Annotated in this window: 16 protein-coding genes and 1 pseudogene; 10 read left to right on the forward strand and 7 right to left on the reverse strand. The window is 54.3% G+C overall.

The window, feature by feature from the left end; translation table 11 throughout:
- Both JUK32_RS21125 and JUK32_RS21130 read right to left on the reverse strand, forming a co-directional pair.
- Positions 1–632: pseudogene (locus JUK32_RS21125) on the reverse strand (photosystem II q(b) protein); the annotation flags it as partial.
- A gap of 160 nt (positions 633–792) precedes the next feature.
- Positions 793–1,776: an ATP-binding cassette domain-containing protein gene (locus JUK32_RS21130; RefSeq protein WP_204140851.1), complete on the reverse strand. Its 984-nt coding sequence runs from the start codon at positions 1,774–1,776 to the stop codon at positions 793–795.
- 123 nt (positions 1,777–1,899) lie between these two features.
- Between JUK32_RS21130 and JUK32_RS21135 the strand changes: the two genes are divergently transcribed.
- The gene (locus JUK32_RS21135; protein WP_204140852.1) at positions 1,900–2,262 is read left to right on the forward strand and encodes a DUF4864 domain-containing protein; all 363 of its coding nucleotides are present in this window, start codon (positions 1,900–1,902) and stop codon (positions 2,260–2,262) included.
- A 95-nt stretch (positions 2,263–2,357) separates the two neighbouring features.
- Here the strand turns inward: JUK32_RS21135 and JUK32_RS21140 are convergent, their stop codons facing one another.
- On the reverse strand, positions 2,358–2,702 hold the full coding sequence (locus JUK32_RS21140) for a cupin domain-containing protein (RefSeq protein ID WP_204140853.1): 345 nt from the start codon (positions 2,700–2,702) through the stop codon (positions 2,358–2,360).
- Positions 2,703–2,863: 161 nt separating this feature from the next.
- Between JUK32_RS21140 and JUK32_RS21145 the strand changes: the two genes are divergently transcribed.
- The gene (locus JUK32_RS21145; RefSeq protein ID WP_204140854.1) at positions 2,864–3,382 is read left to right on the forward strand and encodes a pentapeptide repeat-containing protein; all 519 of its coding nucleotides are present in this window, start codon (positions 2,864–2,866) and stop codon (positions 3,380–3,382) included.
- Between the two features lie 328 nt (positions 3,383–3,710).
- On the opposite strand, the gene JUK32_RS21150 is transcribed toward JUK32_RS21145, so the two are convergent.
- Entirely contained in the window at positions 3,711–4,214 is a 504-nt protein-coding gene (locus JUK32_RS21150) for a helix-turn-helix transcriptional regulator (RefSeq protein WP_204140855.1), read from the reverse strand.
- Between the two features lie 457 nt (positions 4,215–4,671).
- On the reverse strand, positions 4,672–5,715 hold the full coding sequence (gene tsaD, locus JUK32_RS21155) for a tRNA (adenosine(37)-N6)-threonylcarbamoyltransferase complex transferase subunit TsaD (protein ID WP_204140856.1): 1,044 nt from the start codon (positions 5,713–5,715) through the stop codon (positions 4,672–4,674).
- A gap of 172 nt (positions 5,716–5,887) precedes the next feature.
- Here tsaD and JUK32_RS21160 point away from each other — a divergent pair, with 172 nt between their 5' ends.
- The 7 genes from JUK32_RS21160 to JUK32_RS21190 all read left to right on the forward strand — a co-directional run bounded on the left by JUK32_RS21160 (position 5,888) and on the right by JUK32_RS21190 (position 11,509).
- Entirely contained in the window at positions 5,888–6,388 is a 501-nt protein-coding gene (locus tag JUK32_RS21160; protein WP_204140857.1) for a Photosystem I reaction center subunit III, read from the forward strand.
- Positions 6,389–6,423: 35 nt separating this feature from the next.
- Positions 6,424–6,549 carry a photosystem I reaction center subunit IX gene (gene psaJ, locus JUK32_RS21165; RefSeq protein ID WP_204140858.1) on the forward strand — a complete coding sequence of 42 codons (126 nt, stop codon included), beginning with the start codon at positions 6,424–6,426 and terminating at the stop codon, positions 6,547–6,549.
- A 169-nt stretch (positions 6,550–6,718) separates the two neighbouring features.
- The gene (locus JUK32_RS21170) at positions 6,719–7,201 is read left to right on the forward strand and encodes a photosystem I reaction center subunit XI (protein WP_204140859.1); all 483 of its coding nucleotides are present in this window, start codon (positions 6,719–6,721) and stop codon (positions 7,199–7,201) included.
- Positions 7,202–7,659: 458 nt separating this feature from the next.
- Positions 7,660–9,048, forward strand: coding sequence for an alkaline phosphatase family protein (locus tag JUK32_RS21175; RefSeq protein ID WP_204140860.1), 1,389 nt, complete (start codon positions 7,660–7,662; stop codon positions 9,046–9,048).
- Between the two features lie 140 nt (positions 9,049–9,188).
- Entirely contained in the window at positions 9,189–9,386 is a 198-nt protein-coding gene (locus JUK32_RS21180; protein ID WP_204140861.1) for a hypothetical protein, read from the forward strand.
- Positions 9,387–9,543: 157 nt separating this feature from the next.
- A complete protein-coding gene (gene clpP, locus JUK32_RS21185; protein ID WP_204140862.1) occupies positions 9,544–10,149 on the forward strand; it encodes an ATP-dependent Clp endopeptidase proteolytic subunit ClpP in 606 nt (201 codons plus the stop codon).
- A gap of 655 nt (positions 10,150–10,804) precedes the next feature.
- Positions 10,805–11,509 (forward strand): PEP-CTERM sorting domain-containing protein, encoded by a 705-nt coding sequence (locus JUK32_RS21190; protein WP_204140863.1) that lies wholly within the window; start codon positions 10,805–10,807, stop codon positions 11,507–11,509.
- Positions 11,510–11,674: 165 nt separating this feature from the next.
- Here JUK32_RS21190 and guaA read toward each other — a convergent pair whose 3' ends face one another.
- Entirely contained in the window at positions 11,675–13,288 is a 1,614-nt protein-coding gene (gene guaA, locus JUK32_RS21195; RefSeq protein ID WP_375541595.1) for a glutamine-hydrolyzing GMP synthase, read from the reverse strand.
- 206 nt (positions 13,289–13,494) lie between these two features.
- Complete coding sequence (gene cbiD, locus JUK32_RS21200) at positions 13,495–14,643, reverse strand: cobalt-precorrin-5B (C(1))-methyltransferase CbiD (protein WP_204140864.1); 1,149 nt, start codon at positions 14,641–14,643, stop codon at positions 13,495–13,497.
- A 92-nt stretch (positions 14,644–14,735) separates the two neighbouring features.
- Between cbiD and moaA the strand changes: the two genes are divergently transcribed.
- Positions 14,736–15,722 carry a GTP 3',8-cyclase MoaA gene (moaA, locus tag JUK32_RS21205; RefSeq protein WP_204140865.1) on the forward strand — a complete coding sequence of 329 codons (987 nt, stop codon included), beginning with the start codon at positions 14,736–14,738 and terminating at the stop codon, positions 15,720–15,722.
- Positions 15,723–15,745 lie beyond the last annotated feature (23 nt).

Below are 15,745 nucleotides of genomic sequence, written 5' to 3' on the forward strand. Positions count from 1 at the left end.
AACAAGGAGCCACCGAACACTGCTGCCACACCCATCATGTGGAAGGGGTGCATCAAGATGTTGTGCTCAGCCTGGAACACCAACATGAAGTTGAAGGTACCGGAGATCCCCAGGGGCATGCCGTCAGAGAAGGAACCTTGACCCAAGGGGTAGATCAAGAACACTGCGGTTGCGGCTGCTACGGGAGCAGAATAAGCAACACAGATCCAAGGACGCATACCGAGGCGGTAGGACAGTTCCCATTCCCGACCCATGTAGCAGAAGACGCCAATGAGGAAGTGGAAGATAACGAACTGGTAAGGACCCCCGTTGTACAACCACTCATCGAGGGAAGCGGCTTCCCAGATGGGGTAGAAGTGCAGGCCGATGGCGTTAGAGGAAGGCACCACCGCACCGGAGATGATGTTGTTGCCGTACATCAAGGAGCCAGCGACGGGCTCACGGATGCCGTCGATATCAACGGGAGGAGCGGCGATGAAGGCGATGACGAAGCAAGCGGTGGCAGCTAGGAGAGTGGGGATCATCAACACGCCGAACCAACCCACATAGAGGCGGTTCTCGGTGCTGGTTACCCACTGACAGAACTGTTCCCAGAGGGAAGCAGACTGTTGTTGTTGGAGAGTCGTAGTCATTAATTAAATGAGTGCAGGTTTACAACCACACCGCTGGATGAAAGCGATGCAGCCTACCCATGAAGGGCAGAGGAGTTATGTATGCCTCTAACATTACAGCGTCTGTAACAAAATGTAAACCACTCCAATAAAGTTTTCGACCCAGCTGATTACGCCCTGATTACGCCACCGACCCCGCTTGGAATACTCGGCCAATTACTTCCTCAATGGGGGGATCGGTCACAGTCAAGTCTTGCACGGGCAGGTCAGCCAATATCCGCGACACCGCAGTGGTCAAATCAGCCCGCTGCACAATCAGACTGGCGCTACAGCCCGCCAAGGTTTCGACCTCGCCATATTGAGCGAGCTTAGCCGCATCCATAGCTTGAGCCAGCTCGACTTTGACCTCGCGGTAGGGAGCAAAGCGATTGAGCAATCCGTCGAGACCGCCATCGTAAATCAGCTCCCCTTGGTAAATCAGCAACACGCGATCGCACAACGCCGTGATGTCCGCCATGTAGTGGCTGGTGAGCAAAATCGTGGCCTCGTAGCGGCGGTTGTATTCCTTCAAAAACTCCCGTACGGCCACCTGAGCGTTAACATCTAGCCCCAGGGTCGGCTCATCCAAAAATAGAACTTTGGGCTGGTGGAGCAGTGCCGCCAGCATTTCTGCCTTCATCCGTTCTCCCAGGGAGAGTTTGCGGACGGGCTGCTTGAGTTTGTCGGCAATGTCGAGCATGGTCGCCAGTTCAGACACGCGATCGCGAAACGTGCGATCGCTCAAGCCATAAATCGCCCCATTAATCCGTAGCGAATCCATTGCGGGCAAATCCCACAACAACTGCTGCTTCTGCCCCATTACCAACGTAATCTGCTGCAAAAAATCGGGAGCCCGCCGAAACGGCACCTGCCCCGCGACCTTCACCCCCCCGCTCGTTGGATGAATCAGCCCGGTGAGCATCTTCAGGGTGGTCGTTTTGCCCGCACCGTTGGGGCCGAGAAACCCGACAACTTCTCCGGGTTCAATTTGAAACGAGACGTGCCGCACAGCTTCAACGTTGCGATATTGGCGACGAAAGAAGTGGTTGAGGGTGCCCTTGAATCCCGGCTCTTTGATCGCGATCGGGTAGACTTTTTTGAGTGCGTCGACGTCGATAATGGGCATGTTTGGAGAAAGCAAACCTTAATGCTAAAGCATAGATCCGCTGCGGCTGATATCTACGCGACAGTCTGGATCTTACAACCTACATATCATGCTCGATGGTGCGGTCAGGGAGCTGAACCTTTGATGTCTAAAGAAATCACCAACACTGATAAAGAAGCCATTCGCCGAATTATTATTGCTCAGATCGAAGCCTTCAAAGCTGACGACGGCATTCAAGCCTTTTTATACGCTGCCCCGTCCATCCGGCAACAGTTCAAGAGCGTCGGTAACTTTATGCGCATGGTACGGGGCTCTTATCAGGCCGTCTATCGTCCCCGCAGTGTCTTGTTTGGGGAACTGGACGAAATGCAGGGAATGCCCGCGCAAACCGTTTACCTGATGGCGCAAACAGGTGAAGTCGTGAAGGCGACTTATCTAATGCAGCAGCAACCGTCCAAGGACTGGCGCATTGCAGGGTGCTTTTTAATGCCTCTGGAAGAAATGTAGATGACATGACCACTGCGGCTGGCGGCATCCTCGCCGACCGACTGGTGAGAGTGTCAGACCGCTCGGTCATCTTTCTCTCGTAACTTGCATCCGCGCTAGGGCGACTCAACGCGGATGCCAAAGTAAGTTAGCGTCAACAGCTCGGAGCCGGTATTGCTGACTTCATGAATTTCGCCGGGAGCCACGGTGACGCAAACCCCAGGTGTAAGACGATAGGGCTGACCGTCGATGACGATTTCCCCAGTGCCCGATTCAACCAGAAAGACTTCGTGCAGATCTGGGTGTTGGTGAGCACCCGCCACTGTCCCCGGTGGAAACTGGGCCTGGGCAAATTGTGTGAGATGGGGCAAGTCTCCCGGTTGCAACATGACTTTTTTGCGAATGGCGGCATTGTGAGAAACGCCTTGAGCGGTCAGATCGGTGAGACGGGTGTGTTTCATCGCGGCCTCTGGCTGTGAGTGGCATTGTGCTGTGAGTGGCATTGTGTGAATGTTGACGATAGGGGCAAGGGCGAGCTGCACCGGGCCTCAAAAACGGCGATCGCGCCCATACGTTAGGATCGCTTTAGCTACATTCAGCTTGAAGATTACCTCAGAGCGCCATGAATATTTGTCAGCGAGGCCTTGCGATCGCGGCGCTTGGGCTTAGCGTGATCGCGTTGGGATGTAACCAGCGGACCCAAGATATCTATCGCATTGAAGTCGAGCGATCGTGCCAGCAATGCGACCTGCGGGGTATTAACTTACAAAACCAGAGCCTGGGCAAAAAATATCGTATTTCCATCTCCAATCAACCACTATCGACCAACCCAGAGGGGTTAGGCTATGCCGCGCCCGTAGATCTCACGGGAGCCGATCTACGGGAAGCTAATTTCGAGTCGGCTAATCTCACCGGAGTCCTGCTCAACGATACGCAATTGGGCGATGCTGACCTGAGCGATGCCAACCTCACCGACACCCAGTTCGTCGGCGCAGACTTACAAGATGCCAATTTGCGATCGGCAAACCTGGAAGGGGCCAATTTTCAAAACGCCAATCTGAGGGGAGCTGACTTGCGAGATTGTGATTTATCGGTGGCTAACTTACGGGGCGCAGATCTCACCGATGCGTTACTCGACTAATCCACCAATGACAAAATCAAAAACGTTCTTCGCCCGTTTCCCACAATGTGAGAGCGGGCTTTTATTGTCAGCAGAATTCTGCAACCCGCCTGACAGTGAACAGCCGAGGCGGCTGTTGCAACTGATTAAAGCCTGATTCCTAAGTACATGAAAGGCTTGAACCGCCTGCTGCGAGCACTTTTCCCATCCTGTGAGAAGAGCATGGCTCTACTGTCCCCCAATCCCTTCTTTCAACCATGGGCGAGGGGGAGACTGCCCACGGAGCTTGGGGGGTGAGGGCTGAGACGTGTGGACTTGGTCGGCAACGACACGCGAGAGCAAGTGCCGCTCACTCGGCACTGGGCGGTCGGTAAGAATCGGCGGGATTAAAGGCGGATGTTTCCGCGACGAGGCCCAGGTGTTTCATCGTGGAGCGATCGGGCGCATACACGCCATTCTCCCATTCACTAATGGTCTGACGGCGCACGCCCATGGCCTCGGCAAACTGCGACTGGGTCAGATTCAGATGTAAGCGCAGTGCTCGAATCGCTGCTTGTTCCCACTTAATCGCACCGTCTTCGCGCTGAATCTTGTACTCCGCCTGGAACTTTTTGAAGACGACTTGCTGCTGCTCCAAATCCACTTTGTCAACGTGATAGCCCGCTTTAATCCAGGCTTGAGACTGGTTGCCGCCTTTGCTGCGGTTGGCCCACCAGGAGCTTTTTTGACGAGCGGTGGCGGGTAGTTTGCCCTCAATGCAAATTTCCAACTCCGCCAGGGTGAAGGTGCAACTACTGTCTTCAACTTGGGAGAGTCGTTGATAAAGGGGATAGTATTTGCTGCCAGGTTTCATCGCGATCGCTCACAGGTCACTTTAGTCGGGCCGCATGTCTATGTTTGGCGATGGTTAAAACACCGATGATCGTTTCTCGGCCCGCGCCAGTGGCTTAATACTACTCAGGCCCACCCTGGATGACACCGAGGCCCCAAAAACTCACCAGTACCCGTGATGACCGCCGGGGGGACGGCGTGCCAGCGATCGCCATGAGCAAAATCCTGGGGAACTGCATATCTAGGGCCTGTCATCATTTAGTCATCAAAGCCTTGCGGCAAAAGGACGACAGGCCCTAGTTTATTGCCGGAGTGCGGGCGCGGTAATGCTGATCCCATCAGGTTTCTGGAATTAATTGATGACGCGCCCTGGAATTGCGTCTTAGAGCACCTAGATTGAGACGGTTTCGCGAGTTGCTGTCTACGTAGTCTCCTCTCCGGTCAACTGCGCCCCGCTGGTCGTGCTCCGGCGGGGCTTTTTAGGCGTATAGCGTCATGACCTCAGCCAAATCCATGCGCGATCGCGTCCCCAGTTGAAAGCCTGATTGATGCCCCCGCTCCAGATGATCGGCAGCAGCGCAACCAATCATCGCCGCGTTGTCCGTACAGTATTTCAGCGGTGGAAAGAGCACCGTGAGTCCGGTTGCCGCCGCCGCTGCGGCGAGATGCTGACGCAGACCACTGTTAGCAGCCACCCCACCCCCGATCGCGATCGTGGTCAAGCCATAATCTTGCGCACAGCGCATCGTCCGCTTTGTGAGGCCCTTCGCCACCGTCTCTTGAAAACTCGCGCACAAATCGTTGATCGGTAAGGGATCAACGCCGTCGTCTTTGAGCGACTGCACCAACCGCAATACCGCAGTCTTCAATCCGCTAAAACTAGAGTCGTAGGGATGAATGCCCCCACCCGGCAGGGAAATGTTGCCCTCAGGCAGTTTGAAGGCGGTGCGATCGCCCAGGGCGGCCAACTTGTCGATCACAGGACCACCGGGATACCCCAACTCCAGCAGGCGGGCCACCTTATCAAAAGCTTCGCCCGCTGCATCATCACGGGTTTTACCCAGCATTTCGTATCGCCCGCAGTCTTGGACGTGAATCAGGCTGGTGTGACCGCCAGAGACCAGCAAACAGAGGTACGGCGGCTGCAACTCGGGCTGACTGAGGTAAGAGGCGTAGATGTGCCCCTCTAAATGATGGATGCCTAAAAAGGGCTTGTCATGCAGCATGGCGAGGGTCTTGCCAGCGGTAACACCCACCATCAACGCGCCCACCAGTCCCGGAGCACAGGTCGAGGCCACACCGTCAATGTCGCCCCAGGTCACCTCAGCCTCTTGCAGAGCGGCTTCAACCACAGCGCCAAGGTTTTCGACATGGGCACGGGAGGCCACTTCGGGCACCACCCCACCATAGCGGCGGTGAATGTCGATTTGTGAAGCGACGATATTGCTGAGCACGGTGCGATCGCGCACCACCGCCGCCGCCGTTTCATCACAACTTGTTTCTAAGGCTAAGACTGTTTTCATTTACAAAACGCAGCGTGAAACTTTGAGAGATGTAAACCCCGCCCCAGCTTTGCTTTACCGGGCATCGAGGGCAAGGTATTATGACCTCCAATTGTTAGGCGAAATGCCTACAAATAACTTAACGTTTTGACTTCAAAACTTTGACCTTTGCGTAATAAAGGGAAACCACTGTATGCGACGGTTGTTTGCACTGGCTCTAGTAATTTCACTCTGGTTTGGCTTTGCCCTACCGGCATCTGCGAGCATCGCAGGTGACAATGTGTCTGGCCTCACCCCCTGTGGCGAAAATGCTGCTTTCCAGCAGCGTGCCGCTAATGCCACCACCGATTCTGCCAAGGCTCGTTTCGAGTTCTATGGCAACTCTAGTTTGCTCTGCGGCGAAGATGGCCTGCCCCACTTGATTGTGGATGGCGACTTGGCTCATCTGGGCGAATTCATCATTCCGAGTCTGCTGTTCTTGTACATCGCCGGCTGGATTGGCTGGGTTGGTCGCGCTTATCTGATTGCAGTGCGCGATGAAAAAAGCCCCGAGGAAAAAGAGATCATTATCGACGTGCCTTTGGCCGTCAAATGCTCTCTCTCTGGGTTTGCTTGGCCCCTCACTGCGGCTAAAGACATGCTCAGCGGTGAGATGTTTGCCAAGGATGATGAGATTACCGTGTCTCCTCGTTAGGCACTTCGTTCATTCACACTTGTTGGAGAGCATTCATGAGTAAAAACTTGCTGACCTATCTATCAACGGCTCCCGTGCTGGCGACAGTTTGGATGGTCATCACAGCGGGTATTTTGATTGAATTCAATCGCTTCTTTCCCGACTTACTCCTTCATCCTTAGGAAAGGGCTGTTTTGAGTAAGCGTAACGCCGATTATTCGGTGATCTGCGCTTACTCAAATTCATCCCTGCTTCCTTTAGGCTTGAAGCAATTTGTCGTTGGCAAGATTGCTTGGATTTTGACTTACTTGCTGTGTTGCGTTCATCTTCGAGAGTAGGAGAACTCAAATTATGTCCGATATGATTCAGCCAATGGGAGATCCCCAAATTGGCAACTTAGAAACCCCATTAAATTCCTCTGGGTTTACCAAGGCATTTATTGGTAATTTGCCCGCCTACCGTAAGGGGCTGTCGCCTCAGCGGCGCGGGCTTGAGGTAGGCATGGCCCATGGCTATTTGCTGTATGGGCCGTTTGCGCTGTTAGGCCCCCTGCGGGATTCTGAGATTCCGGGTTTGGCAGGGCTCTTGGGCGCTGCTGCCCTGGTGGTAATTTTGACGGCTTGCCTCTCGATTTATTCGGGGGCTGGCGTTAATCCCGCTGTGGCTAAAACGACCGCACCGTTCACACCGCCCGAAGCGCTCAGTACCGATGAGGGCTGGAGCGAATTTGCCGGGGGCTTTTTAATTGGTGGCATTGGCGGCGCAACGTTTGCGTATTTGTTGGCTGCCAACATGTCTACCTTGTTAGCAGTTGTTTCCGGTGGACACAGTTAACTCGTTTCCATACCCTCAAACCTCTGCTTGAATGGACGTCTACGGACGTCCTTTTTTTTGGAAAATTAAGGGTGTATCTCAGATGTGGCAATTGATAGTGATTCGCGTCATTACAGGCCGCAGTTGCCGATAGGCCAAGGATTTTAGCTCCTGGTTTCCAGCCTGAAGAGGCACGAAACCATCTGCGATTAGCCATATTTCAGCTCGGCGGCGGTCAAGGTAAACAGACTTTTCCCCGTCGCGATCGCTGATGAACGCTAAACACCGTCTGGTGAAAGAAGCGCCCCGAAACCATGGTTTGCGTCATTCATTCAGTCCAGCGACCCTCGAAGCCCGGCATGACTGAACCTGCCCTTAACAGGCAAAGTAGAGGCTGAAACCTTGACTGGAAAAGCATTTGACCGCTAAATCATGGCAGCCCCTTAGAATAGACACAGCCTCAACAAGTAACCAAACTCATGCCAACGCCCCGCCTTCTCATCATCGGACTGGACTGCATGGAACCCTCGTTGGTATTCGATCGCTGGCGCGATGATTTGCCGAACCTGAGACAGTTGATGACCCAGGGCAGCTACGGCCGCTTTGAAAGTAGCATTCCCGCCATTACCGTGCCGGCATGGAGCTGCATGATGACCGGGCGCGATCCTGGTGAACTCGGCATTTACGGATTTCGCAATCGGCGCGATCGCGATTATCACAGCATGGGTATTTCTGACGGTCGGGCGGTGAAATTTCCCCGCTTGTGGGACTGGCTCGGTGAAGCCGGATGGCGCGTTGCTGCGTTAGGCGTCCCTGGTACCTCTCCCCCGTATCCGGTAAATGGCAGTCTCGTCTCCTGCTTTTTAACGCCCAGCACTGACGTGCCCTTTACCCATCCTCCCGAACTCGGCGACCAGATTCGCGCCTGGATGCCCGACTTCATGATGGATGTACCCAACTTTCGCTCCGATGATAAGCAACGGATTCTCGACAATCTGTTTCAACTCTGCGACCAGCGCTTTACCCTGGCCGAAAAGCTGATCGTCCAAGACCAGCCTGACTTTCTCATGCTGGTAGATATGGGAGTCGATCGCATCCATCATGCCTTTTGGAAACCGATGGATCCGCGCCATCCCCAGTACGAACCAGACTCGCCCTTTGCCAATGCCATCCACGACTATTACGTCCACGTTGATCAGCGCATTGGCGAATTGCTGCAAATCTGTGATGACGATACGGCGGTGCTGGTTGTCTCAGACCATGGCGCACAACCCCTGATGGGCGGTATCTGCATCAATGAATGGTTAATAAAAAACGGCTATCTCACCCTCCACGAGCCCCCACCCGAGCCAGTCCCTCTCAATGAGGTGGCGGTGGATTGGAGCCAAACCCGGGTCTGGGGTGCAGGCGGATATTATGCTCGCATCTTTCTCAACGTCAAAGGTCGGGAACCTGAGGGGACGGTCACGATGACGGACTATGAGGCCTTGCGGGATGAGCTAGCCGCCAAGCTATCCCAACTCACCACCCCCACCGGCGACCCTTTAAACGTCAAGGTGTTTCGCCCGCAGCAGATTTATCAAAAGGTGAGGGGACGAGCGCCCGACCTAATCGTGTATTTTGATGATTTAGCGTGGCGATCGGTCGGTAGTGTCGGCACGGGCGAACTCTACGCCGTGGAAAACGACACTGGCCCCGATGATGCCAACCACGCCCCCTTTGGCCTCATGATTTTTCACGATCCGCGATCGCCCCAAAACGGCCAAGTCCTAGAAGGCGCACAACTGTACGATATTCTGCCGACCCTGCTGCATCGCTACGGCATCGAAGCGCCGAAAGATCTGCGAGGCAAGGTTCTGGCGCTTTAGAAGCTAATTCTTTGACCCTCGCCCTGGCCGACCGATTGCACTCAGTAGCGCGATCGCCGTACCGCTTGGGGGTGAAAACCGGATTGCTCGGCGGCCCGCATCTGTTTACAGTTCTTAACATATGTAAATGGTTAAGAACAATGGCAAAGAAGCTGAAAGCGAGCGCTCAGGCGAGATGGCGCAAGACCCTGTTAAAAGGGACGCTGTGGCTGTCGTCAGAATTGGTGTTGGGCCTGATTGGCATGGATACAGTGGCTGACTACGGCGAATTTTTGACACAATCTCAAGTGGCGGAACACGTCAACCAGGCGATCTCGACTATCACGACGGTGATGTAATTCACCCAATTCAACCGCAGCGATGACACCGTCACAGACGGTCAGCCTTAAAATATTGCCAATTGCTCAAAATTGCATCGGTTGGTAGGGAATCTAACCCGCGACCGCTCTGACAAATCGGTAGAATCATAGAAAGCAGTAGATGGAATTGACGTCGATGATCCCAACCGTTATTGAACAGTCAGGCCGTGGTGAACGCGCCTTTGACATTTATTCTCGTCTGTTGCGAGAGCGCATCGTCTTTTTGGGCCAAGAGGTCACCGCTGATTCGGCCAACTTGATCGTGGCGCAAATGCTGTTCCTAGAGGCCGAAGACCCCGAGAAAGATATCTATCTCTACATCAACTCTCCCGGTGGTTCGGTGTCAGCGGGCCTGGGGATTTTTGACACGATGAATCACATTCGCCCCGATGTCTGCACCATCTGCGTGGGTCTAGCGGCCAGTATGGGGGCATTTTTGCTGACTGCGGGCAAAAAAGGCAAGCGCATGAGCCTGCCCAATTCCCGCATCATGATTCACCAACCGCTGGGGGGAGCTCAAGGTCAGGCGACCGACATCGAGATTCAGGCCAAGGAGATTCTTTATCTTAAGGATCTGTTGAACAAGGCCCTGGCGGAAAATACGGGGCAACCCCTTGATAAAATTGCCTCTGATACTGAGCGTGATTTCTTCATGTCTCCCCACGAGGCGATGGAATATGGTCTGATTGATCAGGTCATCGATCGCCATGCCGTCGGCATCCGCCCCACACCAGTTGCTTAAGTCGGAAGATTGAAGTACTTGAATCAAGAATAAGGTGCTCACGACATCAACGCTGGAATGCTGCAAAGTCTCCAGCGTTTTTGTTGTTTAAATCATGGTTCCTCGGTTAGATTGGCGCTGTATGAACCACATCTAAGTGCTTCGAAATCAGCCTGAGAGTCTAAATCTTATGATTCTGAGCCAGAAATCGCCCTACCCTTCGAGCGGGATCCCCTGCGCCTCAGTTTCCCTATCCCCAAAATAGGTTGCAAATTTACGGTGTGCGGGACTTCGGTTACATCGCTTTGACCTGCACCGACAGAATGCTGCCAAAATGCCCATTCTATTAGGGCGTAGAAATGCGGGGAAGCCCTAGGATTTGCTCCGTAATTTAACGGTCTACACTTATTTGAAGGTGGCAAAACCATTAGAAATAGTCCATATTTCCTCTGAAACCACGCACAAAAAATCTTTGCGTCGTCTAAGGAGCATGAATAATCGGCAGTATTTCTAGCTATAAACTAACCGATTTAGACAAAAATCTTGCTTCTATTGAAAGTTCCTTCACTGATCAGAAGGGAGTTGTGAGCTTCGGGTCAATAATCAGCTGACCTCTTACTCAAAGGTGAGGTGAACAGGCAAAGATAGGAATGTAACTGATTCAGCGTTTAAAGATATGAAATTATCCCTTACCGGCGTAACTCTAGGCGTCGCGATCGCAAGTGGTTTAGTGATCGCAAGTTCCCAATCAGCAGAAGCTGCTAGCGTGAAAGCGACTGTCACAGCAGATAACTTTTATGGATTATTTTATGGCAACGAAGATGGCAGCATCCTGAACTTTGTGGGGCGTAACGAAACAGGCGGTTCTGGCTCTCCAGGTCGATATAACTGGTCTCTGCCCGAAACCTGGGACTTTGAGGTAAACAACAACGATTACTTATACTTAGTAACTTGGGACGATGCTTCTGTCGCTGAAGCCTGGATTGGCGAGTTTGAGGTCGGTGGTGAGAAACTCCTGTCGACCGCAGAAGACTGGGAATATATCTTCAACGAAGATAACCCGTTTACTCGTGCTGGCAACCCAGTGCCTGAGGCCGATGAACTCGGAACAGCGATTAGCACCGGCGGTTGGCAAGACGGTACCACAGTTGGGAAGAATGGTATTCGGCCCTGGAATACAATTGCCGGAATTGATAGTGATGCCGACTGGCTTCAGACTGCTGAGCGGGGGGCTGACATGTACACCATTTTCCGAACTAAGGTCTCTTTGGCTGAAACTGCAGGGGTCGCTGATGTCCCTGAACCCGCATCGATGTTGGGCTTGCTCGCTGTCGGTGCGATCGCTGCGGGGGGCGCGCTGAAGCAGAAAGCAGCAGCTTAAATTTTTGAGCTCCATAACGATGCGAAAGCCCCAGGTTTTGGTCTGGGGCTTTCTAATTGCGCAGTCGGCAGAGGTGAAACCGCTAACTGGGGTATTCCTAAACCGTCGGACTGCTCTGACCAAGCCCTTGGCGGACGAGCCTCAAAAGGGGCTCAAGCTCATCCCCTACTCCCACTCGATCGTGCCAGGGGGCTTGGAGGTGATGTCGTACACGACCCGATTGACGCCTTTGACTTCGTTGACGATGCGGTTGGAGATCGCCTCTAGCAGTTCGTAAGGGGCACGAGACCAGTCGGCAGTCATGCCATCTTCGCTAGAGACGCAGCGCAACACGATGGGATACGCGTAGGTGCGCTGGTCGCCCATAACGCCGACACTGCGCACGGGCAGTAGCACCGCAAACGCCTGCCAAAAATCGTGGTACATGCCCCGCACTCGAATTTCTTCGCGCACGATGTAGTCAGCATCCCGCAAAATATTGAGTTTTTCAGCCGTCACCTCACCCAAGATCCGAATCGCCAAACCAGGCCCAGGGAACGGATGACGCCGCACGATTTCTTCTGGCAAACCCAGCGATCGCCCTAGCTTGCGCACTTCATCTTTGAACAGTTTGCGCAATGGCTCGACGAGCTTGAACTGCAAATCTTTGGGCAAGCCGCCGACGTTGTGGTGACTTTTAATTTTCACCGCAACCCGTTCCCCTGATTTGGGATCAACGTTGGTGTCGGCTGACTCAATCACGTCCGGGTAGAGGGTGCCCTGGGCCAAATAATCGAAGGGGCCAAGGCGGCGCGATTCTTCTTCAAACACCCGGATAAATTCGTGGCCGATGCGCTTGCGTTTGACCTCCGGATCAGTGACGCCTTCGACCTTCGCCAAGAAGCGCTCGCGGGCGTTCACGTAGCTCACGTGAATGTGGAATTCGTCTTCAAACAGCTTGACCAGGCGTTCGGGTTCGCCTTTGCGCATAAAGCCCTGATCGATGAACATGCAGGTGAGCTTGTCGCCGATGGCTTTATTCAGCAAAAACGCCAGCGTCGAAGAATCTACGCCTCCGGAGAGGGCCAACAGCACCCGGCGATCGCCCACTCTGGCGCGCACTTCGCGCACGGCTTCTTCGATAAAGGCTTCCGTTGTCCACGTGGGCTGGCAGTCGCAAATGTGATACACAAAATTGCGAATCAGCGCTTGCCCGCCGATGGAATGCACGACTTCTGGGTGAAATTGCACGCCGTAAAACTTGCGCTCGTGATCGGCGATCGCGGCGCTGGGCGTATTTTCAGTGTGGGCTAGCACTTCAAAGCCACTCGGCATTTGGGTGACAGAGTCCCCGTGACTCATCCACATGGTCGAGCCATCTTCCACGTTCGTGAGCAAGTCCGTCGGATCATCAATAGCCAGCGAAGCCTTACCATACTCGGCCCGCGTCGCCCGCTCGACCTGACCGCCTAACTGCTGCACCATAAGCTGCATGCCATAACAGACCCCCAGCACCGGGATGCCCAAGTTCCAAATTTCGGGATCGCAGTGAGGTGCTCTTTCGTCATAAACAGAGTTAGGGCCACCGGACAAAATAATGCCCTGGGGATTGAGCTGTCTAAGCTGCTCCACGGTGGTGCGATAGGACAACACTTCGGAATAAACTTCCGTTTCGCGAATGCGGCGGGCAATCAGTTCGGAATATTGGGAGCCGAAATCGAGAATCACCAGCATTTGCCGATTCAGGGCGGTAGTGCTGGGCTCAGTCGGGGTGGTGGGAGTGTGGGTTTGGGAGGTCACGGCAGCAATCCTGTGGTTAAAAACGACAATGGTGGCAACTTAGGGGAAAGAACCTCACAAGCGCCGATAATCACTATCACAACTGGGCTAAAGGAAAAAAATATCGCTAATTCTGAAATCTGAAACTTGAACCGAATGATCACGAGTCTCGTCCGGGCTCAATGATTTAACCGTAAAGTGTGTAACTGGCTTCAAAAAAGTTATTCCTAACAGCTTACCAAAAGAGTTTGCAGGAGTGTGGCGGCGCGATCGCTCATGGCCACAATTTCTCGCTGGCGGTCAAAGACGGCAGCGCCGACGACGATTTGGCGATCAGCGTTGGCCTGAATATACGCGATCGCTCGCTGATCAATGCGTTCCACTAAGGTGTGATAAATACGTGACACCCAATCCTGCTGGTGGCGGTGATCCAGCTGCCGCAGGTGAGTCAAGCCCGCTTCCACAGTGGCGGCGGCGAGCAATTGCCGCACTTCGGCGGTGGGGAGTCCTTCGGCGGCGGCGATCGCGCTCAAAATTTCTTGGCGACCATCGGCCACATAGTGATGGGTGTGAAAAATGCCCCCCGCCAGCTTGATCAGCTTGCCGTGATAGCCCAACAGCAAAATTCCCTGAATGCCACATAGCGCCGCCTCTACCAGCAGCGGCCCGAGCCAGTTGCCCGTTTTCACCCGCCGCTCGGCAGGAATGCCCAACGTGAGCGCCCGCTGCAAGCCATTTTCCCCCACACAAAACACCAGGGTGTCGAACTGTTGGGCCTGTTCGCGCACCGCTTGGCGAAAGGCCTCCAACTGGCCGGGCGCACTCAGCGGCTCCGAAATGCCCGATGTGCCCAACAGCGACAACCCATCCACCACGCCAAACGCCGCGTTGGAGGTGCGCAAGGCCAGCGATCGCCCCTCGGGCAAAATAATGGTGACCATTAAGGATTTATCGGGCGGCAGCAACGGTTCTAAATTGGCCTTCAATACAGCGGTCGCGTAGGCATAAATGGCGGGGCGATCATTTTCCTGAGTCAAGCGTCCCAGCCCTTCACCTCCCTCGACTTGGATGCGGTCAGACTGGCCCGGCTGCCCCCAACTCACGACGGCCCAAATGGGGGTGTGGCGCGTCAGGTCAAGGTTGTCACCAGGGTCACTGCGGGTAATTGCCAAGGCCGAACCATCCGGCAAAATCGCCATTTGCTCCACGGCAATGGTCGCGGTGCGATCGGGATTCACCAAATTCACTTCGACCGCATCCAGCTCAGTCTCAGGGACTAACAGTTTTTTCAGGGCCGCGATCGCGCTGGCACAGGCAAAGACCGGTAACGTGTACCCAGCACGCGGGGCTAACGAAGGATTCGTATCGGGCTGCATACTTTGACAATAAAAATGTTGCTAAAGTGTAGAGCGATCGCGCTCATTCAGTCAGCGCGCCTCTCGTGTATTGTCCAGCGGATTGCCTGTTTATGAACGCTATCGACTATCTCCGCATCAGTCTGATTGATCGCTGCAACTTTCAATGTCAGTACTGCATGCCCGAAGGGGCCGACCTGACCTATGCGCTGCAACAAGACTGGCTCACCCGTGCGGAGTTGCGTACATTGCTTCAGCACGTATTTATGCCCGTGGGCTTCACGCGCTTTCGCCTTACTGGGGGAGAACCCTTGCTGCGCCCCGATGTAGTGGAGATTGTGGACGATATTGCGCATCTGCCCCAGACCCAAGATTTGGCGATGACCACCAACGCCTTTTTGCTAGCCCAAAAGGCCGAAGCGCTCTGGCAGGCGGGCTTGCGACGCATCAATATCAGCCTCGATTCCCTGGATCCCGACACCTTTCAAAGCATTATTGGGGGGAGAGGGAAATCGCGCTGGCATGACGTTTGGGCTGGCATTCAGGCCGCTCATCGCGTGGGCTTTGCGCCGCTGAAGCTGAATGTGGTGGTGATCCCCGGCGTCAACGATGGCGAAGTTCTGGATTTGGCCGCCCTCACGCTGGAGCGAGAATGGCACGTTCGGTTCATCGAATTCATGCCGATTGGCAATAGTGATTTGTTTCAGCATCGCGGCTGGATTCCCTCGGAGGAGTTGCGCCAGCGGATTTGCGATCGCTGGGGACTGGCTGAAGGCACCGTTCGCGGCAATGGCCCGGCGGATGTCTTCCAGATTCCCGGTGCGCAGGGGACGCTGGGCTTTATTAGCCAAATGTCGGAGTGTTTTTGCGATCGCTGCAACCGGATGCGGCTCTCGGCGGATGGCTGGCTGCGGCCCTGCCTGCTGAACGAGACGGGGCAAATCAACCTGCGGGAACAGTTGCGCAACGGGGTGCCCCTGGCGGAGATTCGCGCCCAAGTGGCTGAACTGGTAGACGCCAAACCCGAGATCAATTTCAAAATGCGGGAGTCTGGCACTACCGGAGCTTATAGCCGCACTATGTCGCAAATTGGGGGATAGGGGAGCGGCGAGAGCATCACATC

This window comes from Halomicronema sp. CCY15110 (assembly GCF_016888165.1).
Taxonomy (GTDB): domain Bacteria; phylum Cyanobacteriota; class Cyanobacteriia; order Phormidesmidales; family Phormidesmidaceae; genus Halomicronema.

Bases quoted from the DNA above. Each gene is read 5' to 3' on its own strand.
- JUK32_RS21130 (WP_204140851.1), bottom strand. From the start codon at position 1,776: ATGCCCATTATCGACGTCGACGCACTCAAAAAAGTCTACCCGATCGCG.
- JUK32_RS21135 (WP_204140852.1), top strand. From the start codon at position 1,900: ATGTCTAAAGAAATCACCAACACTGATAAAGAAGCCATTCGCCGAATT.
- JUK32_RS21140 (WP_204140853.1), bottom strand. From the start codon at position 2,702: ATGAAACACACCCGTCTCACCGATCTGACCGCTCAAGGCGTTTCTCAC.
- JUK32_RS21145 (WP_204140854.1), top strand. From the start codon at position 2,864: ATGAATATTTGTCAGCGAGGCCTTGCGATCGCGGCGCTTGGGCTTAGC.
- JUK32_RS21150 (WP_204140855.1), bottom strand. From the start codon at position 4,214: ATGAAACCTGGCAGCAAATACTATCCCCTTTATCAACGACTCTCCCAA.
- tsaD (WP_204140856.1), bottom strand. From the start codon at position 5,715: ATGAAAACAGTCTTAGCCTTAGAAACAAGTTGTGATGAAACGGCGGCG.
- JUK32_RS21160 (WP_204140857.1), top strand. From the start codon at position 5,888: ATGCGACGGTTGTTTGCACTGGCTCTAGTAATTTCACTCTGGTTTGGC.
- psaJ (WP_204140858.1), top strand. From the start codon at position 6,424: ATGAGTAAAAACTTGCTGACCTATCTATCAACGGCTCCCGTGCTGGCG.
- JUK32_RS21170 (WP_204140859.1), top strand. From the start codon at position 6,719: ATGTCCGATATGATTCAGCCAATGGGAGATCCCCAAATTGGCAACTTA.
- JUK32_RS21175 (WP_204140860.1), top strand. From the start codon at position 7,660: ATGCCAACGCCCCGCCTTCTCATCATCGGACTGGACTGCATGGAACCC.
- JUK32_RS21180 (WP_204140861.1), top strand. From the start codon at position 9,189: ATGGCAAAGAAGCTGAAAGCGAGCGCTCAGGCGAGATGGCGCAAGACC.
- clpP (WP_204140862.1), top strand. From the start codon at position 9,544: ATGATCCCAACCGTTATTGAACAGTCAGGCCGTGGTGAACGCGCCTTT.
- JUK32_RS21190 (WP_204140863.1), top strand. From the start codon at position 10,805: ATGAAATTATCCCTTACCGGCGTAACTCTAGGCGTCGCGATCGCAAGT.
- cbiD (WP_204140864.1), bottom strand. From the start codon at position 14,643: ATGCAGCCCGATACGAATCCTTCGTTAGCCCCGCGTGCTGGGTACACG.
- moaA (WP_204140865.1), top strand. From the start codon at position 14,736: ATGAACGCTATCGACTATCTCCGCATCAGTCTGATTGATCGCTGCAAC.